We start from the raw sequence: 23,296 nt of genomic DNA on the forward strand, positions 1-23,296 counted from the left end.
AACCCCCCCCCCCCCGGGCAGCATCCCTTCGAGCTTCATGAAACTTGTTTCATGCCTGTTTTACTTACTTAGTCTGCTAACAAACTCTATAAAGAAGACGTGCGACACACTGTCGCAGCCATCTTGAAGAAGTGGAGTTTACCGATGACTGTCCAAGTAACCGAACGCGACGAATCGAGAATGTCCCACGAAGGCCTGGCCGCTGGCGTGCGGATCTGGGATGTGTACCAACAAGGTCAACTGGTGGGCATGTTCCATAACGAACACGAAGCACACCAATACCGCGTTGAGCTTGAAGACCTGGAAAACCAGCGCGCCACACAATGACCCTGCCCATTGCGGCGAACCCCTGACTCACCAGGGCTGAGTGAGCAACCCCACAATACTGCGGCATTGCCGGAGCATTGTGGGGTTGCCATGTCAGGGCCTACACCGCCCCGAAACGCACCTCTACCGACAGGCTGCCCAGGTTATCGCTCAGGCCAGCCCCGTAACGCCCGTCCAGGTCGTCATTGATGCACAGCTGCAACTCACCTTGCTGGCCGCGCGGCAATTGCACCTGATCGCCGACCAGGAACGGCACGCCGCTGTTACCGATACGCCCGATCAACGCCCCTTCCGGTTGACCAGGCAAGGCATAGCCGGGCTTGGCGATCAACCTTGGGTTGCCTGCCGCGCCAACCATGCCGGTGGCCGGGTTCGCCGTCCACTGCCCGCCCGTGCATACCGCCAACTGCCAGCTCTGCCCATTGACCTGCATGCCCGTGCCCTGCCATGCCTGGTTGGCCTGCACCTGCACGGTGCGTTTGAGCAGGTCGCTGGCCACCACGTCGGCGGCCTGGAACGTCAACGCAGTGATGGTCAAGGTCGGGTTGGCGGTGCCGGTAGTGGGGAACACGCCGTCGCCGACCAGGAACAGGTTGGGGTGGTCCCAGCTGCGCTGGTCCTTGTCCACCACCGACCTGGTACGGTCCGAGCCCATGCGGTAGGTGCCCATCAGGTGGCCTGCGCCGTAGAACGCGTAGTTCTGGCCGTCGTACTCGAACACCGTTTGCGAGCCGGGCTCGAGCTTAGGGTTCAGGTCGGTCAGCTCGGTGGCGCCCATCAGCTCGGTGATGATGTGCGTGGCGGCCAGGCGCGCCTGCTTGAAACCCTCCTTGGTGTAGTCGGACAGTTCGTAGGTGATCTGTGGCCGAGGCAGGCCCAGGCCGTCGGTGAACTCCGTGCTCCTCTCCACCCGGCACAGCGCTTTGTCGGGGTCTTTTTCCACCTGCTCGACCAAGAAGCCCAGACGGAATTGGCGGGTCAGCACGCTGTTCAGCTGCTGCACCAGCGCCTGGCCAGACAACGCCAGCTTGCTGGGGTTAGCGCCGCCGTGGTTGGTGCCGTCGATGAAATCGCAGACCGAGGTGTAGGGGTCGTTCACCGACCAGTTCCAGCCCTCGTTGCCGATTTCGATACGCCAGGCGGCACGCTGGCTGCGGAACGGGCCATCGCGCATGTCCTCGATCCCCGAGGTGGACAACGGCCCCCGGAACGGGAACAGCGGCTTGCCTTCGGGCATCAGGCCCCAGGCCAGGTACACCGGGTGGTCAGCCAATGCCTGGCCGACCTGGCCGCTGCTGTTGGCAACCCCTTTAGGGCTGTTCGGGCCGATGGAGTTGAGCAACAGCTTCGGCGTTTCGATCGCGTGGGCGGCGATCACGTAGCGTTTGCCCTGGGCCGTGCCGTTCTGGCGCGTACCGTTGTTCTGGTACTGGATGAAATCGATGCCCGTGACCCCATTGGCATCGACCTGCACCTGGCTCGCCACGGTCTGGTAAAGGATGCGCACGTTGCCGGTATCCAGTGCCTTGGCCATGGTCACGGTGGCGTCGTACTTGGCCTGGATCGGGCAGATCGGCGTGCAGCTGGTGTTGCCTGCGCACACCCGGCGGCCGTTATCATTCTGCGAGTTGCGCCCGGCCGGGGTCTGCCGGACGTTGAGGGTGACACCTGGGTACGGCTTGCCGTCGGGCCCCTTCTCCGGGCTTTGGTACACGGTGCCCGTGACGTGGTTGCCCAGGCCTTGGTCGACCAGCGACGGCGGGATGCCATGCATGCTGTATTTGTAGCCCTGCGGAAAGGTCACGCCCAGGTAGGTCTGCGAGGCGACATCGGCGGACACGCCCATCTCCTCCTCGGCGCGGCAGTAGGCGGTCTGCAGGTCGTCGTAACTGATCGGCCAGTCGACCCCGACGTTGTACGCAGTGCGCATGCGAAAGTCGTTGGGCAACAGGCGCAGGGCCGTGCCCATCCAGTGCCACATGGTGCCGCCGCCTACCCGCTCGTAGGTGCTGGCGAACAGGTGCGGCCCCTTCTGCACCAGGTAGCTTTTCTGCGCCTTGTTCGGGTCTTGGCTACCCGCGGTGATCAGGTCCTGGATGGTCGCCCGTGGCGCGAACTGTGTGGCTGGGGTCTGCTCGCTCTGCTCAGGTGGGTACGGCGACTCGGGCGCCTTGAGCACCGCGGTGTAGAAGCGCTCCAGGTACTCGCTGCGATTCGGTGGAATGGCCGGGCCCGACTCGAGCACCAGCACTTTCAACCCGGCCAGGCCCAACTGGTAGGCCATGACACTGCCGGCCATACCGGCCCCCACCACGATCACATCAGCGGTTTCGATGTTCTGGGTTTGTACATTGCTCATGGCTGCTGCCCTTCCTTGGCGTCGACACCGGTGAATTGCTTGAGGGTCGGTGGCTGCTCACCCCAGTATCCGAAGTGGAACTGGCTGTAGCCCATAGGGTGAGATTGGGCGATCTTCCATGCCCAGCTCTCCTTGTAGGCCTGGTCGGAGACCACACGCGTGTCACCTGTGCGGGCGCTGCCCAGGTCATAGGGTTGGTACCAACTGCCGAGCAACCACAGCTTCATGATCGAGCGGGCGCCCTGGGCAATTTGTGGGTTCGCGTTATCGAGCACGGCGCTGGCGATTTGCGCGGGCGGTTGGCTCTGGATGCTGGCGTACAGCTCCAGCAGGCTGCTGAACGCCTCGAGGCCCATGCCTTGCTGGGCAGTGGCGAAGAACACCGGCGGCAGGTTGATCGGGTCGACGGAAGGCGCCAGCAGCTTGGCCGACAGGCCAGTGAGCACGGCGGACAAGCCGATGAAGTTTTGCAGGTTCTGGTCGCTCATGGCATCACTCCTTGGCGCCTGTGGATTGGGCACGTTCAAGCAGGAAAGTGAAATCGGCGAAGCTGGTGCGTGGTGACTGGGTCACGCGGGTGGTCGCGTTGTTGTGGCACTCCATGCAGCTGGACGAGGCCTGCGGGGTGGTGCCCTGGTTGTAGGTCTCCAGGGTGGCGTTGGCCAGGAAGTTCGGCGCAGGCGTACCTAGCGGGTTGGTCGGCGACGGCACCTGGCAGTCATCGGCCGGGTCGGTGGGCCACTGGGTGCTGATCAGGTGGTAGTTGGCCCACACCGTGCCCTTGAGCGCGCCTTGCCACTGCGCGTTGAGCTGTTGGGTGGCGGCGGTGATGGGAATTTCACGCACGATCTGCGAAGGGATGGCCTTCTTCGACGGGTCCCAGGGTTGCGCGGGCGGCTCGTTCACCGGGCGGTCGCTGGCCTGGGCGTCGTAGAACAGGTAGGGCCCCTTGCGCTCGTTCATTGGCGTGGTCTTTTCCGGCACGTTGCGCACGTGCTCGAACGTCGACCATACCCACTGCGGAGCGCCCTCGGTCTTGTGCACGATGTGCAGGCCTACCAGCCCGACCTTCTGCGCATTGCACGATTCGGGGATCACCGCCCCCTTGTTCGGGTCGGCGTTGCCGGGAGTGTAGACCAGCGCGTCGACGGCGTGGAACTCCTGCGGGTTGTCGCTGCCATCGAGCACTTTCCAGGCCGACTTGACCATGATCGCGCCGACCTGCTGGGCCTTCTGCGAACCGCAGGCGAAAGCGATGCGGTTGTCGGCCTTGCTCAGGAACGCCTGCTGGCCTTCCTTGCTGTACAGGCCATTGTTGACGATGTCATCGAACATCGGCTGGTTGACCATGATCGCGTTGCGCGTGTAGGTGCCGCTTTGGTCGACCAGCGGGCCGGTCTTGAACGGCTGGATGAACTCATCGAGTACCCCGGCGACCTTGCCCATCTGTTGCAACACCGGCAAGTCACCCTTGCCTTGGCAGGCCTCGGGCACGGGCGCCTGCTGGTCCCAGGCGACGGGTTTCTGACCCTTGGGCAGGAAAATCTCGTAGCTTTCTTTCCACGACTCCCACACCGTCTTGCCGGGCGCGCCGATCTTCGCCGAGGTGTTGGCACTGCCGTCGGCGTTGGCGGGCCAGTTCAGGGCGACGAAGGTTTGCCACGACAGCACGTCGAAATCGTGTTGCAGGTTGTCCAGGGTGAAGGGGGGATTGGCGGTGACATCGAAGGGAATCGCAGGTGACAGCACCGGCGGGCTGGCCGCATCGGCCATGGCGAAAGCACTGGTGAAGCTCGCACCCAGGCACGCCAACCGTTTCAGGGTTATTTTCATTGTCGTCTCCTCAGCAGATAAAGCGTCGGGACGACGAGGCGTACGGGCCCTTCCTGGACCGAATGTTCAGCGCTATCCCTGACGCTAAGCTGGAGGCTAGCCGTTGTGCCGGAAACCTAAGAAATGTCCGACGAACGGATGGAACCAAGACGAGAGTGCAAGTGACTAACTGCGCCGGTTCGGTGAGCGGCGAACCCTTTCGCGACGCAAGGCCAGCGTCTTCTTGAGAACGCGCGTGTCGCGAAAGGGCCGCAGAGCGGCCCTGCGATCTTGAATAAACCGCATTAACGCCAAGGCGGGGTTTTAGTGTTTACCACATCAGGTCATCAGGGATCTTGTAAGCCGCGTACGGGTCGTCTTCGTCCGCTTCCTCGACATGGCTGTTGAGCAGCAGAATACGGCCAGGGTCGCGCTCCTGGATCTTCAAGGCGGCCTCACGAGGGATAACCTCGTAACCACCGGCATGGGCTACCACGGCCAGCGCGCCGTTGCTCAGCTTGGTACGCATCAGGGCGTTGACGGCAATACGCTTGACCTTCTTGTCGTCGACGAAGTTGTAGTAATCCTCGGTGCTCAGCTTGGGCAGGCGAGTGGCTTCGATCAGTTGCTTGACCTGCGCGGCACGGGCCTTCTGCTCGGCCTTTTCCTGCTGCTGGCGGTTCAGTTCCTGGTCACGCCTGGCTTTTTCAGCCATGGCCTCCTTGGCCATGCGCTGCTGGCTGTCGTCGACTTCGACCTGGCCTTTGTGCTCCATGCGCTTCTGTTTCTTTTCAGCTTTGTTGGTCTGCGAGACCTGTTTCTGGTTGACCAGACCGGCTTTGAGCAATTGGTCGCGAAGGGAAAGGCTCATGAATATTCACTCACTTATGCAACAGCTCAGCCGCAGCTGGGCAGGTTCTTTTCCTGACGTTTGGCTTCCCCCCAAAGGGCATCCAGCTCGTCAAGGTCACAATCTTCAATGGGGCGGCCACTGTCGCGCAATGCCTGTTCGATAAAACGGAAACGTCGTTCGAACTTGCGATTGGCGCGGCGCAGCGCATGCTCTGGGTCTTGCTTGAGGTGGCGGGCCAGGTTGACCGCAGCAAACAGCAAGTCGCCGACTTCATCTTCCAGCGCATCGGCGTCGCCGTCGGCCATGGCCTGCAGCACTTCATCCAGCTCTTCGCGGACCTTGTCCAGCACCGGCAACGCCGCCGGCCAGTCGAAACCGACCGTGGCCGCGCGTTTTTGCAGTTTGGCTGCCCGCGATAGTGCCGGCAAGGTTGCTGGCACGTCATCAAGCAGCGACAGTTGTTCGGGCTGGCTCTTCTCCGCACGCTCTTCGGCCTTGATTTCTTCCCAGCGCGACTTGACCTGGGCTTCGCTCAGGCTGGGCGTGTCCAGCGGCGCGTACAGCTCGCCAGTCGGAAAAACGTGCGGGTGGCGGCGGATGAGCTTGCGGGTGATGCTGTCGACCACGCCATCGAACTCGAAACGCCCTTCTTCGCGGGCCAGCTGGCTGTAGTAGACCACCTGGAACAGCAAATCGCCCAGCTCACCTTGCAAGTGCTCGAAATCGCCGCGCTCAATGGTGTCAGCGACCTCGTAGGCCTCTTCGATAGTGTGTGGGACGATGCTGGCGTAGTTCTGCTTCAGGTCCCACGGGCAGCCGTACTGCGGGTCGCGCAGGCGGGCCATGAGGTGCAGCAGGTCGTCAAGGGTGTAGGTCATACAGGCAGGTCCTTCGGTGGTGGCTTCTTCGCGGGCTTGCCCGCTCCCACAGGTACGGTGCAGATTTCGAAACCTGCATCCATCCTGTGGAGCGGGCAAGCCCGCGAAGCTGGCGCCCCGGTCTCAAGGGGTACGATTACGCCGCGTCTCGATGATGTTCGGCAACTGCGAGATCCGCCCCAGCAGGCGCCCCAGCGCGTCCAGGCCTGGAATCTCGATGGTCAGCGACATCAGCGCGGTGTTGTCTTCCTTGTTCGAACGGGTGTTCACCGCCAGCACGTTGATCTTCTCGTTCAGCAGCACCTGCGACACATCGCGCAGCAACCCCGGGCGGTCGTAGGCACGGATGACGATGTCGACCGGGTAGGTCTGCACCGGGATCGGCCCCCAGCTCACCTGGATCATGCGCTCTGGCTCCTTGCCCGCCAGCTGCAATACCGAGGCGCAGTCCTGGCGATGAATGCTCACGCCCCGGCCCTGGGTGATGTAACCGACAATGGCATCGCCTGGTAGCGGCTGGCAGCAGCCGGCCATCTGTGTCAGCAGGTTGCCGACCCCCTGGATCTGAATGTCGCCACGCTTGCCGGTACGCGGCCCGGTAGGCTTGCGCGGCACCAGTTCGATCTGCTCGATACGCTCGGGCTCAAGCAACTGCTGGGCAGCGTTGACCAGATGAGCCAGGCGCAAGTCGCCAGCACCGAGCGCGGCAAACATGTCCTCGGCGGTCTTGACGTTGGTCTTCTCGGCCAGGCGTTCGAAATCAACCTGCGGCAGGCCCAGACGACTGAGCTCGCGCTCAAGCAAGGTCTTGCCGGCAGCAACGTTCTGGTCGCGGGCCTGCAATTTGAACCAGTGGACGATCTTGGCCCGCGCCCGCGAGGTGGTCACGTAGCCCAGGTTGGAGTTCAACCAGTCGCGGCTGGGGTTGCCGTGCTTGCTGGTGATGATCTCCACCTGCTCGCCAGTCTGCAGGCTGTAGTTCAGCGGCACGATACGGCCGTTGATCTTCGCGCCGCGGCAGTTGTGGCCGATCTCGGTGTGCACGCGGTAGGCAAAGTCCAGTGGCGTGGCGCCTTTGGGCAGGTCGATGGCGTGGCCGTCGGGGGTGAACACATAAACCCGGTCAGGCTCGATGTCGACCCGCAACTGCTCGGCCAGGCCACCGATGTCGCCCAGCTCTTCGTGCCATTCCAGCACCTGGCGCAACCAGGAAATCTTCTCTTCGTAGTGGTTGGAGCTGGGCTTGACGTCGGTGCCCTTGTAGCGCCAGTGGGCGCATACGCCAAGTTCGGCCTCTTCGTGCATGCCGTGGGTGCGGATCTGCACCTCCAGCACCTTGCCCTCGGGGCCGATTACCGCAGTGTGCAACGAGCGGTAGCCGTTCTCCTTGGGGTTGGCGATGTAGTCGTCGAACTCCTTGGGAATATGCCGCCACAAGGTGTGCACGATGCCCAGCGCGGTGTAGCAGTCGCGGATTTCCGGCACCAGCACGCGTACCGCACGCACGTCATAGATCTGGCTGAACTCCAGGCCTTTGCGCTGCATCTTGCGCCAGATCGAATAGATATGTTTCGCCCGACCGCTGATGTCGGCATTTACGCCAGTGGCGAGCAACTCGTTCTGCAACTGGTTCATCACGTCGCTGATGAAGCGCTCGCGGTCCAGCCGCCGCTCATGCAACAGCTTGGCGATCTGCTTGTACTGGTCGGGCTCCAGGTAGCGGAAGGACAGGTCTTCCAGCTCCCACTTGATGTGACCGATACCCAGGCGGTGCGCGAGCGGCGCGTAGATGTCGAACACTTCACGCGCGACACGCAGGCGTTTCTCGTCATCGGCGGACTTGACCGCCCGGATTGCGCACGTGCGTTCGGCCAGCTTGATCAGCGCCACACGCACGTCGTCGACCATGGCCACCAGCATCTTGCGCAGGTTCTCGACCTGCGCCTGTGAGCCCAGCACCAGCGACTGTCGTGGGCTGAGGCTGGCACTGATGGCGGCCATGCGCAGCACGCCGTCGATCAGCTTGGACACCACCGGGCCAAAACGCTGGCTGACCTCGGCGAGGGTGACCTTGCCCTCGCGCACCGAGCGGTAGATGACCGCAGCCACCAGAGAGTCCTGGTCGAGCTTGAGGTCAGCCAGAATTTCGGCGATTTCCAGGCCTGCCTGGAAGCTGGACGTACCATCCGCCCAGGAATGCTTGGCCGGGTTGCCCTTTTTCTCTACCTCAAGAGCAAACTCGCAGGCTTCTTTCAGCGCTGCGCGATCCAGTGCCGAATCGACGCTTACCACATGGTCCAACCATGCTTCGAGATTGATACTGCCGTCGGTGTTGACCGGCTGGTGCACTCTCACCTGTACCATCTTTGTTTTACCTTTCCATGCAGCACACCATACCGGTGTGCTGGCGATCACCGTGCGGCCGCCCTTCCGTGGCAACCGCACCAAGGGGCCAGTCAGCTAGCCCGCTTCGAATAACGCCATGGCCTCGACATGCGCCGTCTGAGGAAACATGTCGAGAATCCCGGCCCTTTTTAACCGGTACCCCTGGCCGACCAGCACTTGGGCGTCTCTCGCCAGCGTGGCCGGGTTGCACGATACGTAGACCAGCCTGCTGGCCTTGAGGCGGGCGATGCCTTGCACCACCTCGAAAGCACCGTCGCGCGGTGGATCCAAGAGTACCGCAGAAAAGCCCTCGGCGGCCCATCCGGTGCCGGCCAAAGGCTGCGATAAATCGGCCTGAAAAAACCGTGCGTTATGCACATTGTTGTTCCGGGCATTGGCCGCGGCCCGATCGACCATGGCCTGTACACCTTCCACTGCCACCACTTCACGCGCCTGGCGGGCCAGCGGCAGGGCAAAGTTGCCCAGACCGCAGAACAAGTCCAGCACACGCTCGTCGGCTTGTGGCGCGAGCCAGGCCAGGGCCTGCTCGATCATCGCCGTATTGACCTGGGCATTCACCTGCACGAAATCGCCCGGGCGCCAGGCCAGCTCCAGCTGCCAGGGTGCCAGGGCAAAGCCCAACTGCGCCGCTGGGTCCACTGGCGCCGGCTCACCCTCGCCTTGCAGCCACAGCTGGGCGTTGGCCTGCTCGCAGAACGCTTGCAGCCTGGCTTGGTCCTCCGCCGGCAATGGCGCGACGTGGCGCACCAGAACCGCCTCGGCGGTGCCACTGAACAGCTCTACATGGCCCAGCGCCTGCGGCTTGCTCAACGAACGCAGCACAGTCGGCAAGTGGCGCAAAATGGACTGCAAGGGTTGTACCAGCACTGCACAATCGTCGATGGCAATGATGTCCTGGCTGGCTTCGGCGCGCAAACCCACCTCCAGCTGACGCGCCTTGACGTCCCAGCGCACGGCCACACGGGCGCGGCGCCGGTAGCCGAATTCCGGCCCGCTCAGGGGGGCGGCCCACGCCTCGGGTTGCACACCGGCCACCCGCTGCAGCTGCTCGGCGAGGGTGCGCTGCTTCAGCGCCAGTTGCGCGTCGTGCGGCAGGTGCTGCAGGTTGCAGCCACCGCAGCGGTCGTAGTAGCGACACGGCGCCTCGCGGCGCTCGGGGCCGGCCTGCAGCAACCGCTCCAGGCGGGCCTCGACCACTTTGCCACGGGCGTTGAGCACCCGCGCCTCCACGGCCTCACCGGCCAAGGCGCCGCTGACGAACCAGGTACGCCCGTCGAGGAAGGCGATGCCACGGCCGTCACCGGCCAGGCGCTCGATGTCCAGGCGCTGCTTCTTGCCCACTGGGACCTGCGGGGTGCGATTGCCGCCGGCCGGCTGGAAGCGCAGGCCGCTGTTGCTTTTTTTCTTGGACATTTAGCGTGGATCAAACAGGCCGGTGGACAGATAACGGTCGCCGCGGTCGCAAATGATCGCGACCATTACGGCATTTTCCACTTCGCGGGACAGACGCAACATGGCCGCGACCGCACCACCAGAAGACACGCCGCAGAAAATGCCCTCTTCACGCGCAAGGCGACGGGTGGTGTCTTCGGCTTCCTGCTGCGACATGTCGACCACGCGGTCGACGCGGGTGGCGTCGAAGATTTTCGGCAGGTATTCCTCGGGCCAGCGGCGAATGCCCGGAATAGCCGAGCCTTCCATCGGTTGCAGGCCGATGATCTGCACCGCGGGGTTTTGTTCCTTGAGGTACTGCGAGCAGCCCATGATGGTACCAGTGGTCCCCATGGAGCTGACGAAATGGGTAATGGTGCCCTGAGTCTGCTGCCAGATTTCCGGGCCGGTGCTGTTGTAGTGGGCGATCGGGTTGTCGCCGTTGGCGAACTGGTCGAGCACCAGGCCACGGCCTTCGGCCTGCAGCTTCTCGGCCAGGTCACGGGCGCCCTCCATACCCTCCTCCTTGGTCACCAGGATCAGCTCGGCGCCATAGGCCGTCATGGCGGCCTTGCGCTCGGCGGTGGAGTTGTCGGGCATGATCAGGATCATCTTGTAGCCCTTGATCGCCGCCGCCATCGCCAGGGCGATGCCGGTGTTGCCGGAGGTGGCTTCGATCAGGGTATCGCCTGGCTTGATCTGGCCCCGCAGTTCGGCGCGAGCGATCATCGACAGCGCCGGGCGGTCTTTCACCGAGCCGGCAGGATTGTTACCTTCGAGCTTGAGCAGGAGGGTATTGCTGGTGTCGCCAGCGATGCGCTGCAGGCGAACCAGTGGCGTATTGCCGACGCAATCGGCGATGGTTGGGTACTGCAAGGTCATGGCGTATTTCGCAATCCGGACGGCGGGGGTGCCTATCATACCGGCAAACCCTTCGCGGCCATATCACGCAATCTGTAGTGCATATAGCTACAAGCTATAACGGTGTGACATGTGCTGGCCTCTTCGCGGGTAAACCCGCTCCTACGGGGATTCGCTAGCCTGTAGGAGCGGGTTTACCCGCGAAGCGGCCGGCACATGCAACGGCAACCTCATCCACAAGCGCAACCCGCGTTTGCCATTCTGCGCCCACAAGGTGCCGCCCTGGCGCTGGATGGCACTGCGGGCGATGCTCAGCCCCAGGCCGAAGCCACCATCCCCGGGCCGCGAACCGTCCAACCGCGAGAACGGCGCGAAGATCCGTTCCAGGTCTTCTTCAGCGACACCGCCACCCTCATCCTCAAGCCACAACCACCAATAGCTACCCTCCCGCTGCCCACCCAACCGCACCACCCCCTCGGCCGGCGAGTGGCGAATGGCATTGCGCAAGATGTTCTCCAGCGCCTGAGCCAGGTGGTTGAGGTTGCCCTGCACCCAGCAGTCGGCCGGTACTTCGCAGCGCAGTTGCGCAGGCGACCAGCCGCTCTCGTAGCTGGCATTTTCGGCCAGCAACTCCCACAAGGCGTGGACCTCGATCGGCTCAAGGTTCATCGGCGCACGCTCGGCGTCCTGCCAGGCCAGTTGCAGGGTGTCTTCGACCAGTTGCTGCATGCAGTCCACTTCACGGATCAGGCGGTCACGCAAACGCTGCAGGTCGGTTTCACCATCGCAGGCCACCCGCAACCGGCTCAGCGGCGTACGCATTTCGTGGGACAGGTCGCGCAGCAACTGCTGCTGCATGGCTACCGTGCCTTGCAGCCGCTCGGCCATCTGGTCAAAGGCACGCGCCAGTTCGCCCAGCTCGTCATGCCGGGCGATGGTGCGCGAGTCCAGCCGGGCCGACAACTGATCGGCCCGCCAGGCATTGGCCTGCTCGCGAAGTTGATTCAGCGGCACGATCAGCATGCGGTACAGGCCTACACACAACAGCAAGGTGAACAGCCCCGGGATGATGCCGTTGGTGACAATGCGCCACAGCAAGCGGTGCTGCCCCGGATTGAAGCGCTGCGGCAGTTCGATGACCAGCATGCCCTGCTCCGGCGCCCCCGGGAACGGTATGCGCACCCACGGCTGGTCGACACTGCGCCGACTCATCGGCCAATCGACACCGCGCAGGCGTGTCAGACGCTGCATGATCTGTGGGTTGAGGGTGGCGCTGTCGAGCGGGCGCAGGTTGATGTCGAGCACGCCGACCCAGCCCCGTTCGCGCTGATGCATGGCCGCCACCCACTGGTCCAGCCCTGACCGCCCGCCACTGCGCCAGGCCTGCTCAGCTTCGGCGGCATAACCCCGCAAGGTCTGCCGTGCCGGCTCCGAGAGGAAGGCATTCTGGGTTTCCATGTGCCGGCCCCAGGTATAACTGAGGCCGATCATCAGCAGGCAGAAGCCCACCAGCAAGATGGCCAGCTTCCAGAACAGCGAATGGCGGTCGAGCATGGTTCACTCCGCCTCGCTGGCACTGAGCACGTAACCCTTGCCCCACACGGTGCGGATCTGCCGTTCGTGATAACCGATACCCTTGAGCTTGCGACGGATCTGGCTGACGTGCATGTCCAGGCTGCGGTCATGCCGTGAATAGCCGCGCTGCAACACGTGCTGGTACAGGAATGGCTTGCTGAGGACTTCGTCGAGGTTGCGGTTGAGGATGTCCAGCAGGCGGTATTCGCTGGGGGTCAGGCCTGCCAGACGGCTATTCAGGCGCACGTCACACAGCCCCTCATCGAACTGCAGCTCGCCGCAGCCGGCTTGCTCCAGCGGGCCCTGATGCCGCCGCTCCAGGGCCACGCGGCGCAGAATCGCCTCGATGCGCACCTGCAACTCGGCCATGCTGAATGGCTTGGGCAGGTAATCGTCGGCACCGCGCTGAAAGCCGCTGATACGATCCGCCTCGGCCCCCAGCGCCGACATCATGATCACCGGGGTGGCGCTGTGCCTGCGCAACTGCGCCAAGGCGTCCAACCCATCAAGCCCGGGCAGCAGGATGTCCATGAGCACCACATCGAAAGCCTGGCGGCCAGCTGTTTCCAGGCCCTCCAGGCCATTGCGGCACCAGGTGACCTGGCAGCCGCCACGCTGCAGCTCTTCCTGCAGATAGGCGCCAAGCACCGGGTCGTCCTCGATGGCAAGGATGGTGGTGTTGTAAATAGATACAGGATTCATTGGCAACTGCCATGCATTCTCAATTACGTAATTATTGAGCATTCGCCACCTGCCAGGCAACCGCACTGCAACCAATGCCCCGGCAACGGCGCATAACACGTACTAAAGAGATGCAATGGTGCGGCAGGCGGAGTAACTTCGCGGCTTGGCCGTTACCACTTGACGGCATCCAGGCACATCAGAGGAGGCGAGTGTGCTCGATCGCTTGGGAATCCGCAGCCGGGTACTGCTGCTGGCACTGCTACCGGCCGGCTTGATGGCCCTGGTGCTGGGTAGCTATTTCACCTGGCTGCAACAGAACGACCTGCGCACCCAGCTGCTGCAGCGCGGCAAGATGATCGCCGAACAACTGGCGCCCCTGGCCGCACCCGCCATGGCCCGGCTCGCGCCTGCGCAACTGGAGAGAATTGCCGCACAAACCCTGGAGCAGGCCGATGTGCGCGCAGTGGCGTTTCTGGCCCCGGACCGCACGCGCCTGGCCCACGCCGGCCCAAGCATGCTCAACCTGCCCCCCAGCGGCGGTACCGGCACCCAACTCCTGCAGCGCAGTGGCAACGACGCCACCCGCTACCTGATGCCAGTGTTCGGCCACCACCGCGACCTGGCCACCGACGCCGTGCCGGCCGAAGCCGAGCGCCTGCTGGGCTGGGTAGAGATCGAGCTGTCGCACGACGGCACGCTGCTGCGCGGCTACCGCAACCTGTTCACCAGCCTGTTGCTGATCCTCGCCTGCCTGGCACTCAGCGGCCTGTTGGCGCTGCGCATGAGCCGCACCATCAACGACCCCATCGAACGCATCAAGCACGCGGTCAATCAGCTCAAGGATGGCCACCTCGAAGAACGCCTGCCGACCATGGGCAGCCATGAGCTGGACGAACTGGCCCATGGCATCAACCGCATGGCCGAAACCCTGCAGAACGCCCACGAAGAACTGCAACACAGCATCGACCAGGCCACCGAAGACGTGCGCCAGAACCTGGAAACCATCGAAATCCAGAACATCGAGCTGGACATGGCGCGCAAAGAGGCCCTTGAGGCCAGCCGCATCAAGTCGGAGTTCCTGGCCAACATGAGCCACGAAATCCGCACCCCGCTCAATGGCATCCTCGGCTTTACCCACCTGCTGCAAAAAAGCGAGATGACACCGCGCCAGCTCGACTACCTGAACACCATCGAGAAGTCTGCTGACAACCTGCTGGGAATCATCAACGAGATCCTCGATTTCTCCAAGATCGAGGCCGGCAAGCTGGTGCTCGACAGCATACCGTTCAACCTGCGGGACCTGATCCAGGACACCCTGACCATCCTCGCTCCGGCCGCCCACGCCAAGCAGCTGGAATTGCTGAGCCTGATCTACCGCGACACGCCTGCTTCGCTGGTGGGCGACCCGTTGCGGCTCAAGCAGATCCTCACCAACCTGGTCAGCAACGCCATCAAGTTCACCCGCGAAGGCACCATCGTCGTACGCGCCATGCTGGAAGACGAGCACGAAGACTGCGCGCAGTTGCGCATCAGCGTGCAGGACACCGGCATCGGCCTGTCACCACAGGATGTGCGCACACTGTTCCAGGCCTTCAGCCAGGCTGACAACTCACTGGCCCGCCAGCCCGGTGGCACCGGTCTGGGGCTGGTGATTTCCAAGCGCCTGATCGAACAGATGGGCGGCGAGATCGGCGTCGACAGTACCCCGGGCGAAGGTTCGCAGTTCTGGATCAGCCTCAACCTGCCCAAGGCTCATGACGATGCCGAAGCGCTGCCACCGCAGCCATTGCTGGGGCGCCGTGCCGCCATTGTCGATGGCCACGAACTGGCGCGCCAGGCACTGGAACACCAGCTGGAAGACTGCGGCCTCAGCGTGAGCCTGTTCGCCACCTACGACCAGTTGCTGCAGGGGGTGCAGGCCGCCAGCCAGGCCGGCCTGCCCTTCGAGTTCGCGGTGCTCGGGGCCAACCTGGGTAACCTGTCGCCCGAGCAACTGGGCCATTATCATCAGCAGCTCGAGCGTTACCACTGCCAATGCGTGGTGCTATGCCCGACCACCGAGCAGGCGCTGTACCACCCGTACCTGCCCAACGGCCATGGCCAGTTGCTGTCCAAGCCGACCTGCACCCGCAAGCTGCGGCGCCTCTTGCTGGAGCTGGTACAACCTCGCCGTCCGCTGGCCGAAGTGAGCAACGCCAACGGCCAGCGACGACCGAAAATACTCTGCGTCGACGACAATGCCGCCAACCTGCTGCTGGTAAAAACCCTGCTCGAAGACTTGGGTGCCGAGGTACTGGCCGTCAACAATGGTTATGCGGCGGTACAGGCCGTGCAGGACGAGTTGTTCGACCTGGTGCTGATGGATGTGCAGATGCCCGGCATGGACGGCCGCGCCTGTACTGAACAGATCCGCCTGTGGGAAAACACCCAGAGCGGCAACCCGCTGCCGATCGTCGCCCTCACTGCCCATGCAATGGCCAACGAAAAACGCGCGTTGTTGCACAGCGGCATGGACGACTACCTGACCAAACCGATCAGCGAACGGCAACTGGCCCAGGTGGTGATGAAGTGGACCGGCCTGAGCCTGGGCACACCCCAGCAGGCGCAGGCCGAGCTGCTGACCAACGGCGACGAACTGAAGGTACTCGACCCCGAAGAGGGCCTGCGCCTGGCCGCTGGCAAGGCAGATCTGGCGGCTGACATGCTGAGTATGCTGCTGGCCTCGCTGGATGCAGACCGCGAAGCCATACGTGCCGCCCGCGCAGCCGATGACCGCAATGGCCTGATCGAGCAGGTACACCGTCTGAACGGTGCCTCACGCTATTGCGGCGTGCCGCAGTTAAGGGCAGCGTGCCAACGCAGCGAGACCTTGCTGAAGCAGGACAACCCCCAGGCGCAGCAGGCTCTGGATGAACTGGACAGCGCGATCAGCCGGCTGGCGGCACAGGCCAGATTGAGCGCTTGAGGGGGTCTGGGCCACGCTGGGTATGCCTTGACAGGCAGCGACCCACCCAAGACATGCATTGCAAAGGAGTTCGACCATGCGCGCCCTGTTGTTCAGCAGCCAGCACTACGATCAGGAAAGCTTCACCAAGGCTGCCAGCGGCACCCCCTTGGAGCTGCATTTCCAGCCCGCCCGCCTGACCCTCGACACCGCCGCCCTGGCAGATGGCTTTGAGGTGGTCTGCGCCTTCATCAATGACGAACTCGACGCGCCGGTGCTGCAGCGCCTGGCCGCAGCCGGCACGCGGTTGATCGCCCTGCGCTCGGCCGGCTACAACCACGTCGACCTGGCCGCCGCACAGCGCTTGGGGCTGGCCGTGGTGCGGGTGCCGGCCTACTCGCCACACGCCGTTGCCGAGCACGCCGTGGCGCTCATCCTGGCACTCAACCGGCGCCTGCATCGGGCCTATAACCGCACCCGCGAAGGTGACTTCACCCTGCACGGGCTGACCGGCTTCGACCTGCACGGCAAAACCGTCGGGGTGGTCGGTACCGGCCAGATCGGGGCCGCCTTCGCTCGCATCATGGCCGGTTTCGGCTGCCAGCTGCTGGCGTACGACCCCTACCCCAACCCAGAGCTGCTGGCCCTTGGCGCCCGCTACATGCCCCTGCCCGAGCTGTTGCGCGAAGCCCGCATCATCAGCCTGCACTGCCCACTGACCGAGCACACTCGCCACCTGATCAACGCGCAAAGCCTGGCCCAGTTGCAGCCCGGCGCCATGCTGATCAACACCGGTCGCGGTGCGCTGGTCGACACACCGGCGCTGATCGACGCACTGAAAAGCGGCCAGCTTGGCTACCTGGGCCTGGACGTCTACGAGGAAGAGGCCCAACTGTTCTTCGAGGACCGCTCTGACCTGCCCTTGCAAGACGATGTGCTGGCTCGGCTGCTGACCTTCCCCAACGTGATCATCACCGCTCACCAGGCTTTCCTCACCCGCGAGGCGCTGGATGCCATTGCCGCAACCACACTGGACAACATCAACCGCTGGGCGGCAGGCAATCCACAGAACCTGGTGATGGGTTAATGCTAGGATACGCGGCATTTCTGGAGGACCCATGGTCGAACACGATTTTCGCTACACCCTTTTCAACCCGCAACACACCCTGATCGAGTGCCGCGCTTTGGTGCCGGGCCGCTATCAGGTCACGGGCAACGGCGGTTCGATGCAAAAAGGCGACAGCCTGCTGGTCACGCTCAAGGGCAGCAAGGATTTGTCCATGCGCCTGACCGTGGAAAGCGTGCGCCACCTGATCAACCCACGCGGCCAGTGGGTGGCTGTGGCGAGCGGCCCGGTGTTCAACGAGCTGGAAATCCTCACTTGGCAGGTCGAGTGCGATCGCTGCGATGCGGTGCTGGGCTTCGAGTTCGCAGTAGACGCCAAGCTCGGCAAGGCAGCTCGTCAACCGGCTGCCAGCGCCCGTATCGCAGAGCTGGGCTGGGCCAGCCGTGGCGAAAAACACCTGTGCCCGCGTTGCCAGGAGAGCGCCGAGTGAAGAATCTGCTGACCGGCGTGCTGATTGCAACCGGCCTGCTCGGCTGCGCCACGGAACCTTCCAGGCTGCAGCAGGAACGCAGCTACGTGCTGGAGTGGATTGGTGAACGACCACTGATCGACTACAGCCACCTGACCTTGACCCTGGCCAGCGACGGCCGAGCCTATGGCAACGGCGGCTGCAACCACTGGTTTGCGCCTTACACGCTCGATGGCGAGCACCTGAGCTTCGGCAAGGTCGGCAAGACCCGCAAGCTGTGCGCACCCGCGCTGATGGAACAGGAAAAACGCTTCCTGCAGGCGCTGGAAACAGTAGAGCGTTGGGATGTGTCACCGGTGGGGCAGATGCGCTTCTGGCCAGCCGAAGGCAAGCCGCTGCGCTTCTGGCCCGAGGAAGGCTGAGGATTGCCGGGGCCGCGAAAGCGGCCCCGAATGCATCAGGCGCCTTTCAGGGCCTTGATCTTGGCCTGCAACCCTTCCAGGGTCTGCTCGCCCATCAACTGCTCACGCACCTTGCCCTTGTCGTCGATGATGTAGGTCACCGGCAATGCCTCGCTGCGCGGCAGGTCATAGCGCTCGGCCGGGTCCTGGGCAAGCACGGTGAAACCGATACCCAGGGTTTCGGCAGCCTGCTTCAGGTCCTGCCCCTGCAGGCCATCGAAGTTCACCCCCACCACCTTGACGCCATCAGCCGCCCATTGCTTGGCCGCCGCGTTCAGTTCCGGGATTTCGGTACGGCACGGTCCGCACCATTCAGCCCAGTAGTTGAGCACCAGCCAGTGCCCTTCGATCTGTTCGGCCTTAACCGTATTACCGTGTTGGTCCACGCCGTAATCGGCACCGCAACCACCGAGCAACAGGCTCGCGGTGATGGCCAGTACTGCTGCCAGACGCCTTGCCATGGGTCAATCCTTCTCGAGTTTTAAAGCAAATTGGTCAGTCGCTGCGGTTAGAATAGCCGCCACACCCAGCTGGATGCGACCCGACATGACTGACCTCACGCTCTATCATAACCCGCGCTGCTCGAAATCCCGCGGCGCCCTGGAACTGCTCGAAGCCCGCGGCCTGGCCCCGACCATCGTGCGCTACCTGGAAACCCCGCCCGACGCGGACACCCTCAAGGCCCTGCTCGGCAAGCTGGGCATCGCCCCGCGTCAGTTGCTGCGCAGCGGCGAGGACGAATACAAAGCGCTGAACCTGGCCGACCCGGCACTGACCGACGCGCAACTGATCGAGGCCATGGCCCAGCACCCCAAACTGATCGAGCGGCCGATCCTGGTTGCCGGTGACAAGGCCGTGGTCGGTCGCCCGCCGGAAAAAGTGCTGGAGATCCTGCCGTGAGCGCGCCCTACATCCTGGTGCTGTATTACAGCCGCCATGGCGCGACCAGCGAAATGGCCCGGCACATCGCCCGCGGCATCGAGCTGGCCGGCATGGAGGCGCGTCTGCGCACGGTGCCGGCTATTTCCACCGAATGCGAAGCGGTGGCCCCGGATATTCCGGCCAGTGGCGCGCTGTACGCCACCCTTGATGACCTGCGCCACTGCGCTGGCCTGGTACTGGGCAGCCCGACCCGGTTCGGCAACATGGCAGCGCCACTCAAGTATTTCCTCGATGGCACCAGCAGCCTTTGGCTAGGTGGTGAGCTGGTCGGCAAGCCGGCTGGCGTGTTCACCTCCACCGCCAGCCTGCACGGCGGCCAGGAAACCACCCTGCTGTCGATGATGCTGCCGTTGATGCACCACGGCATGCTGGTGATGGGCCTGCCCTACAGCGAGTCGGCACTGCTCGAGACCCGTGGTGGCGGCACGCCTTATGGCGCCAGCCACCACGCAGGCGCCGATGGCAAGCGCGAACTCGACCCACACGAAATCACCCTGTGCCGCGCCCTGGGCCAACGCCTGGCGACCACGGCCAAGGCCCTGGAGGCGGCGCGTGGCTAGAAAGCCCAAGGCATTGCCGCCGCTCCAATGGCTGGTACCACGCCTGCGCCTGACGCGGGCATTGAGCCTGGCATGCTTCTTCGGCCTGATCGCCCTGCTGGTGGTAAACAACCTGTGGTTCGCCAACCTGCATGGGGCCAGGGTCGAGGTGATCCTGGCGATCGAGCTGGTGCCGTTGCTGTTGCTGCTGCCAGGCATGCTGAAAGGCAGCGCCCGGGCGCATGCCTGGACCTGCTTCGTGGTGAATATCTATTTCATCAAGGGCGTGCTGGCGGCGTTCGACCCTGCGCGGGCGGTATTCGGCTGGCTTGAAGTGCTAGTGAGCCTGGGGCTGTTCATTGCCGGGTTACTGTACGTGCGCTGGAAGTTCCAGCATGAGCGGCGCATGGCGGGCGAAGGCAGTTAGATTTTTCGCGGGCATGCCCGCTGCCACAGGAATCGCACCGCACTCAAGGCCTGTTCGGTACCTGTGGGAGCGGGCGTGCCCGCGAATGGAAGCAACACAAGACTCAATGGTTGACGGTATGCGCCAGCATCACCGACAACTGGCACAGCGGCCGCCCGCTCTCTGCATGCCACTGGTTGAACGCCTGCTGCACCAGAGCCAGGTCGCGCTGGCTGGTGGGCTGCTTGTCGATCACCTTCTGCGCAATCAACGCCGCTGCCATGTCATCGGTCGGGATGAACGTGTCTTTGCCGACCATGCGCAAGAACCGTGGCGCCGACAACCCGCCCAACTGGTTGCCGTGCTTGGCCAGGTACTTCCACAAGCCGACAATGTCGGTCACTGGCCAGTCGGCGATGAATGCTCCAAAACTGCCATGCACCTTGGCGATATCCAGCAACATTTGCGCATTGCGCGGCACGCTCTTGAGCTTGCCCAGGTGGCGGATAATGCGCTCATCCTGCATCAACCGCTCCAGATGCTCGGCGCCCATCAGCACCACTTTCTCCGGGTCGAAGCCAAAGAACACCTGCTCGAACGCCGGCCACTTGGCATCCACCAGGCTGTGCTTGAGCCCCGCGCGGAACACGCGCAGGGCCAGTGTCGACAGGTAGCGGTCGTCACTGATGTCACGCAGTTGCGCCGGCGTGCGCGGCTGCGGCAGGAAAGCCTCCAGCGCCTGGGCCGAACCAAAGCGGTTCAGGCAGTACTCATGCAACCACTGGTAATCGCGCATGGGCTCAGATGTTCAGCACGTCGAGGAAACGCGGGGTAGCGTTTTCGTCGATCTTCAGGCTGGTGAAGTCAAACAGGTTCCGGTCGGCCAGCTGCGACGGTGCCACGTTCTGCAGGGCACGGAAGATGCTCTCGGTACGGCCCGGGTGCTTGCGTTCCCACTCCACCAGCATGTCCTTGACCACCTGACGCTGCAGGTTTTCCTGCGAGCCGCACAGGTTGCACGGGATGATCGGAAATTCCTTCATGTCCGAGTAGGCCTGGATGTCCTTCTCGCTGCAGTAGGCCAGCGGGCGGATCACCACGTTGCGGCCATCGTCGGCGCGCAGCTTCGGCGGCATGCCCTTGAGCGCGCCGTTGAAGAACATGTTGAGGAAGAAGGTTTCGACGATGTCGTCGCGGTGGTGTCCCAGCGCCATCTTGGTAGCGCCGATTTCGTCAGCGAAGGTGTACAGGGTACCGCGGCGCAGGCGCGAACACAGCGAGCAAGTCGTCTTGCCTTCGGGTACCAGTTCCTTTACCACCGAGTACGTATCCTTCTCGACGATGTGGTACTCGACCCCCAGTTCCTTGAGGTAAGCCGGCAGTACGTGCTCAGGGAAGCCCGGCTGTTTCTGGTCCATGTTCACCGCAACGATCTCGAACGTGATCGGTGCCACCTTCTGCAGGTGCAACAGAACGTCGAGCATGGTGTAGCTGTCCTTGCCGCCGGACAGGCAGACCATGACCTTGTCGCCATCCTCGATCATGTTGTAGTCGGTGATGGCTTCGCCAGCGAGACGACGCAGGCGTTTTTGCAGTTTGTTCTGGTTGACCGAGAGGGTGCCCATAGCGCTTGGATCCGCGAGGTGTGACAAAAGCCGGCTATTTTACGCACAAACGCGACGCCGCTGTAGGCATTCCGATAAAGACTTCATTGTAATCAACAGCACGGCTTACAGCGCAATTTGCTCTAAAAAGCGCGGTTTATGTAGGTAACGGCTTCCTATACTGCGACATAAGGCCACATTACCGCTTGCATCGGTGTTAGGGCCTCGGGCCGCTTACGCTCCATATTGGGGGGCGTTTGGCAACATTGAGAGGAGTGATCGGCATGATTCATCACGTTGTGGGGCTGTTTACCCATCCCGATCAGGAATGGCGGGAGATTCGTGGCGAAGAAGAAACCATCAGCCACATGTACCTGACACACACCCTGATCCTCGCGGCGATTCCGGCCGTTTCGGCGTTTATCGGCACTACCCAGGTGGGCTGGGTGATCGGTGACAGGCCAGCAGTGATGCTGACCATGGAAAGCGCAATCTGGATGAGCATCATGTCCTACCTGGCCATGCTCGCCGGGGTGGCGGTAATGGGCGCGTTCATCCACTGGATGGCCCGCACCTACGATGCCAACCCGTCCATGGCGCAATGCATCGCTTTTGCCACCTACACCGCCACCCCCTTGTTCATCGGCGGCCTGGCGGCGCTCTACCCGCACCTGTGGCTGGGCATGCTGATCGGCACTGCCGCCATCTGCTACACGGTGTACCTGCTGTATGTCGGCTTGCCGACGTTCATGAACATACCGTCGGATGAAGGCTTCCTGTTCTCCAGCTCGGTGCTGGCAGTGGGCTTGGTGGTACTGGTGGCTATCATGGCCGCTACCGTGATTATCTGGGGACTGGGCGTGGGGCCCGTCTACACCAACTAGAACAGACCGAACCAACACTGGGGCATCAACCAGGGGCCGCCGCAAGGCGGCCTCTGGCTGTGCGCTGACCGGTGACTCGGCAAGCCACCTGCGCTTGCGGCATAATGCCTGGTCAGGAGAACCGCCCCGCCATGCCCGAGCAGCTCAAACAACGCGTCGAAACCTGTTACCAGCAAGCCGAAGCCTTTTTCAAACGCCGCTTCCCGCGCCCCGAAGTCAGCTTCAAACTGCGCGGGCAAAAAGCCGGCGTCGCCCACCTGCACGAGAATCTGCTGCGCTTCAACCTGCAGCTCTACCGCGAAAACCAGGAAGACTTCCTGCGCCAGACCGTGGCCCATGAAGTGGCACACCTGGTTGCCCACCAGCTGTTTGGCGACCGCATCCAGGCCCATGGTGAAGAGTGGCAGTTGATCATGCGCGGGGTGTATGAACTGCCGCCCAATCGTTGCCACAACTATGACGTGCAACGGCGCGCAGTGACCCGCTACATCTACCGCTGCCCGTGCCCGCAAAGCGACTTCCCGTTTACCGCGCAGCGGCACAAGCTGGTGCACCAAGGGCGGCGATACCTGTGCAAGCGGTGCCGGGAAATCCTGGTGTACAGCGGCGAGACGCGGGTCGAATAGATCGGGGGTCGCCTGCACCGGCCCTTTCGCGGGCAAGCCCGCTCCTACAGGTGCAGCGCACGTCTCGAGAATTGCACGCCCCCCGTAGGAGCGGGTTTACCCGCGAAAGGGCCAGAACAGGCAATGCACAAATCCCAGGCATAAGAAAGGCGACCCGAAGGTCGCCTTC

The 23,296-nt window shown here is 63.2% G+C and carries 23 protein-coding genes; 10 read left to right on the top strand and 13 right to left on the bottom strand.

The window, feature by feature from the left end; translation table 11 throughout:
• The first annotated feature begins 144 nt into the window (after positions 1-144).
• Positions 145-327, top strand: a complete 183-nt coding sequence (locus tag QYE47_RS21130) for a hypothetical protein (protein WP_003252431.1) — start codon at positions 145-147, stop codon at positions 325-327.
• 100 nt (positions 328-427) lie between these two features.
• On the opposite strand, the gene QYE47_RS21135 is transcribed toward QYE47_RS21130, so the two are convergent.
• From QYE47_RS21135 to QYE47_RS21180, 10 genes are all read right to left on the bottom strand, one after another.
• Positions 428-2,686 (bottom strand): GMC oxidoreductase, encoded by a 2,259-nt coding sequence (locus tag QYE47_RS21135; RefSeq protein ID WP_070384242.1) that lies wholly within the window; start codon positions 2,684-2,686, stop codon positions 428-430.
• Positions 2,683-3,174, bottom strand: a complete 492-nt coding sequence (locus QYE47_RS21140) for a sorbitol dehydrogenase (RefSeq protein WP_014592105.1) — start codon at positions 3,172-3,174, stop codon at positions 2,683-2,685. The genes QYE47_RS21135 and QYE47_RS21140 overlap by 4 nt, the downstream gene beginning before the upstream one ends.
• A gap of 4 nt (positions 3,175-3,178) precedes the next feature.
• Positions 3,179-4,519, bottom strand: coding sequence for a hypothetical protein (locus QYE47_RS21145; protein WP_019436750.1), 1,341 nt, complete (start codon positions 4,517-4,519; stop codon positions 3,179-3,181).
• A gap of 310 nt (positions 4,520-4,829) precedes the next feature.
• Positions 4,830-5,369, bottom strand: a complete 540-nt coding sequence (locus QYE47_RS21150) for a DUF2058 domain-containing protein (RefSeq protein ID WP_070384243.1) — start codon at positions 5,367-5,369, stop codon at positions 4,830-4,832.
• 26 nt (positions 5,370-5,395) lie between these two features.
• Positions 5,396-6,229, bottom strand: a complete 834-nt coding sequence (gene mazG, locus QYE47_RS21155) for a nucleoside triphosphate pyrophosphohydrolase (RefSeq protein WP_014592107.1) — start codon at positions 6,227-6,229, stop codon at positions 5,396-5,398.
• 123 nt (positions 6,230-6,352) lie between these two features.
• The gene (gene relA / locus QYE47_RS21160; RefSeq protein WP_019436749.1) at positions 6,353-8,593 is read right to left on the bottom strand and encodes a GTP diphosphokinase; all 2,241 of its coding nucleotides are present in this window, start codon (positions 8,591-8,593) and stop codon (positions 6,353-6,355) included.
• A gap of 96 nt (positions 8,594-8,689) precedes the next feature.
• A complete protein-coding gene (gene rlmD, locus QYE47_RS21165; protein ID WP_014592109.1) occupies positions 8,690-10,048 on the bottom strand; it encodes a 23S rRNA (uracil(1939)-C(5))-methyltransferase RlmD in 1,359 nt (452 codons plus the stop codon).
• Positions 10,049-10,948 carry a cysteine synthase CysM gene (gene cysM / locus QYE47_RS21170; RefSeq protein WP_014592110.1) on the bottom strand — a complete coding sequence of 300 codons (900 nt, stop codon included), beginning with the start codon at positions 10,946-10,948 and terminating at the stop codon, positions 10,049-10,051.
• A 141-nt stretch (positions 10,949-11,089) separates the two neighbouring features.
• Complete coding sequence (locus tag QYE47_RS21175; protein ID WP_014592111.1) at positions 11,090-12,481, bottom strand: cell wall metabolism sensor histidine kinase WalK; 1,392 nt, start codon at positions 12,479-12,481, stop codon at positions 11,090-11,092.
• Positions 12,482-12,484: 3 nt separating this feature from the next.
• The gene (locus tag QYE47_RS21180; protein ID WP_019436936.1) at positions 12,485-13,204 is read right to left on the bottom strand and encodes a response regulator transcription factor; all 720 of its coding nucleotides are present in this window, start codon (positions 13,202-13,204) and stop codon (positions 12,485-12,487) included.
• Positions 13,205-13,397: 193 nt separating this feature from the next.
• On the opposite strand from QYE47_RS21180, the gene QYE47_RS21185 reads away from it, so the two are divergent.
• The 4 genes from QYE47_RS21185 (at position 13,398) to QYE47_RS21200 (ending at position 18,087) form a co-directional block, all read left to right on the top strand.
• Complete coding sequence (locus QYE47_RS21185) at positions 13,398-16,151, top strand: response regulator (protein ID WP_014592113.1); 2,754 nt, start codon at positions 13,398-13,400, stop codon at positions 16,149-16,151.
• A 76-nt stretch (positions 16,152-16,227) separates the two neighbouring features.
• The gene (locus tag QYE47_RS21190; protein WP_070384244.1) at positions 16,228-17,217 is read left to right on the top strand and encodes a 2-hydroxyacid dehydrogenase; all 990 of its coding nucleotides are present in this window, start codon (positions 16,228-16,230) and stop codon (positions 17,215-17,217) included.
• A gap of 31 nt (positions 17,218-17,248) precedes the next feature.
• A complete protein-coding gene (locus QYE47_RS21195) occupies positions 17,249-17,686 on the top strand; it encodes a hypothetical protein (protein WP_014592115.1) in 438 nt (145 codons plus the stop codon).
• The gene (locus QYE47_RS21200) at positions 17,683-18,087 is read left to right on the top strand and encodes an META domain-containing protein (RefSeq protein WP_014592116.1); all 405 of its coding nucleotides are present in this window, start codon (positions 17,683-17,685) and stop codon (positions 18,085-18,087) included. The genes QYE47_RS21195 and QYE47_RS21200 overlap by 4 nt, the downstream gene beginning before the upstream one ends.
• A 35-nt stretch (positions 18,088-18,122) precedes the next feature.
• Here QYE47_RS21200 and QYE47_RS21205 read toward each other — a convergent pair whose 3' ends face one another.
• Entirely contained in the window at positions 18,123-18,587 is a 465-nt protein-coding gene (locus tag QYE47_RS21205) for a peroxiredoxin family protein (protein WP_010952706.1), read from the bottom strand.
• 85 nt (positions 18,588-18,672) lie between these two features.
• On the opposite strand from QYE47_RS21205, the gene arsC reads away from it, so the two are divergent.
• From arsC to QYE47_RS21220, 3 genes are read left to right on the top strand one after another with little or no spacing between them, the layout of a single operon-like run.
• Entirely contained in the window at positions 18,673-19,026 is a 354-nt protein-coding gene (arsC, locus tag QYE47_RS21210; protein WP_014592117.1) for an arsenate reductase (glutaredoxin), read from the top strand.
• On the top strand, positions 19,023-19,628 hold the full coding sequence (gene wrbA / locus QYE47_RS21215; RefSeq protein ID WP_014592118.1) for an NAD(P)H:quinone oxidoreductase: 606 nt from the start codon (positions 19,023-19,025) through the stop codon (positions 19,626-19,628). The genes arsC and wrbA overlap by 4 nt, the downstream gene beginning before the upstream one ends.
• Positions 19,621-20,034, top strand: coding sequence for a DUF2069 domain-containing protein (locus QYE47_RS21220; protein ID WP_014592119.1), 414 nt, complete (start codon positions 19,621-19,623; stop codon positions 20,032-20,034). The genes wrbA and QYE47_RS21220 overlap by 8 nt, the downstream gene beginning before the upstream one ends.
• Positions 20,035-20,137: 103 nt before the next feature.
• Here QYE47_RS21220 and QYE47_RS21225 read toward each other — a convergent pair whose 3' ends face one another.
• Together QYE47_RS21225 and ttcA are read right to left on the bottom strand one after the other, a co-directional pair.
• Positions 20,138-20,809, bottom strand: coding sequence for a DNA-3-methyladenine glycosylase I (locus QYE47_RS21225; protein WP_014592120.1), 672 nt, complete (start codon positions 20,807-20,809; stop codon positions 20,138-20,140).
• A 4-nt stretch (positions 20,810-20,813) separates the two neighbouring features.
• Positions 20,814-21,638 carry a tRNA 2-thiocytidine(32) synthetase TtcA gene (gene ttcA, locus QYE47_RS21230; RefSeq protein ID WP_014592121.1) on the bottom strand — a complete coding sequence of 275 codons (825 nt, stop codon included), beginning with the start codon at positions 21,636-21,638 and terminating at the stop codon, positions 20,814-20,816.
• A gap of 263 nt (positions 21,639-21,901) precedes the next feature.
• Between ttcA and QYE47_RS21235 the strand changes: the two genes are divergently transcribed.
• The gene (locus QYE47_RS21235) at positions 21,902-22,501 is read left to right on the top strand and encodes a Yip1 family protein (protein WP_003252385.1); all 600 of its coding nucleotides are present in this window, start codon (positions 21,902-21,904) and stop codon (positions 22,499-22,501) included.
• 131 nt (positions 22,502-22,632) lie between these two features.
• A complete protein-coding gene (locus QYE47_RS21240) occupies positions 22,633-23,127 on the top strand; it encodes a SprT family zinc-dependent metalloprotease (protein WP_003252383.1) in 495 nt (164 codons plus the stop codon).
• Positions 23,128-23,296 lie beyond the last annotated feature (169 nt).

It is taken from the genome of Pseudomonas sp. 2,4-D, from assembly GCF_030418155.1.
In the GTDB taxonomy this organism is placed as follows: Bacteria; Pseudomonadota; Gammaproteobacteria; order Pseudomonadales; family Pseudomonadaceae; genus Aquipseudomonas; species Aquipseudomonas alloputida.

Coding starts and splice junctions, on each gene's coding strand:
- QYE47_RS21130 (WP_003252431.1), top strand. CDS start 145: ATGACTGTCCAAGTAACCGAACGCGACGAATCGAGAATGTCCCACGAA.
- QYE47_RS21135 (WP_070384242.1), bottom strand. CDS start 2,686: ATGAGCAATGTACAAACCCAGAACATCGAAACCGCTGATGTGATCGTG.
- QYE47_RS21140 (WP_014592105.1), bottom strand. CDS start 3,174: ATGAGCGACCAGAACCTGCAAAACTTCATCGGCTTGTCCGCCGTGCTC.
- QYE47_RS21145 (WP_019436750.1), bottom strand. CDS start 4,519: ATGAAAATAACCCTGAAACGGTTGGCGTGCCTGGGTGCGAGCTTCACC.
- QYE47_RS21150 (WP_070384243.1), bottom strand. CDS start 5,369: ATGAGCCTTTCCCTTCGCGACCAATTGCTCAAAGCCGGTCTGGTCAAC.
- mazG (WP_014592107.1), bottom strand. CDS start 6,229: ATGACCTACACCCTTGACGACCTGCTGCACCTCATGGCCCGCCTGCGC.
- relA (WP_019436749.1), bottom strand. CDS start 8,593: ATGGTACAGGTGAGAGTGCACCAGCCGGTCAACACCGACGGCAGTATC.
- rlmD (WP_014592109.1), bottom strand. CDS start 10,048: ATGTCCAAGAAAAAAAGCAACAGCGGCCTGCGCTTCCAGCCGGCCGGC.
- cysM (WP_014592110.1), bottom strand. CDS start 10,948: ATGACCTTGCAGTACCCAACCATCGCCGATTGCGTCGGCAATACGCCA.
- QYE47_RS21175 (WP_014592111.1), bottom strand. CDS start 12,481: ATGCTCGACCGCCATTCGCTGTTCTGGAAGCTGGCCATCTTGCTGGTG.
- QYE47_RS21180 (WP_019436936.1), bottom strand. CDS start 13,204: ATGAATCCTGTATCTATTTACAACACCACCATCCTTGCCATCGAGGAC.
- QYE47_RS21190 (WP_070384244.1), top strand. CDS start 16,228: ATGCGCGCCCTGTTGTTCAGCAGCCAGCACTACGATCAGGAAAGCTTC.
- QYE47_RS21195 (WP_014592115.1), top strand. CDS start 17,249: ATGGTCGAACACGATTTTCGCTACACCCTTTTCAACCCGCAACACACC.
- QYE47_RS21205 (WP_010952706.1), bottom strand. CDS start 18,587: ATGGCAAGGCGTCTGGCAGCAGTACTGGCCATCACCGCGAGCCTGTTG.
- arsC (WP_014592117.1), top strand. CDS start 18,673: ATGACTGACCTCACGCTCTATCATAACCCGCGCTGCTCGAAATCCCGC.
- QYE47_RS21225 (WP_014592120.1), bottom strand. CDS start 20,809: ATGCGCGATTACCAGTGGTTGCATGAGTACTGCCTGAACCGCTTTGGT.
- ttcA (WP_014592121.1), bottom strand. CDS start 21,638: ATGGGCACCCTCTCGGTCAACCAGAACAAACTGCAAAAACGCCTGCGT.
- QYE47_RS21235 (WP_003252385.1), top strand. CDS start 21,902: ATGATTCATCACGTTGTGGGGCTGTTTACCCATCCCGATCAGGAATGG.
- QYE47_RS21240 (WP_003252383.1), top strand. CDS start 22,633: ATGCCCGAGCAGCTCAAACAACGCGTCGAAACCTGTTACCAGCAAGCC.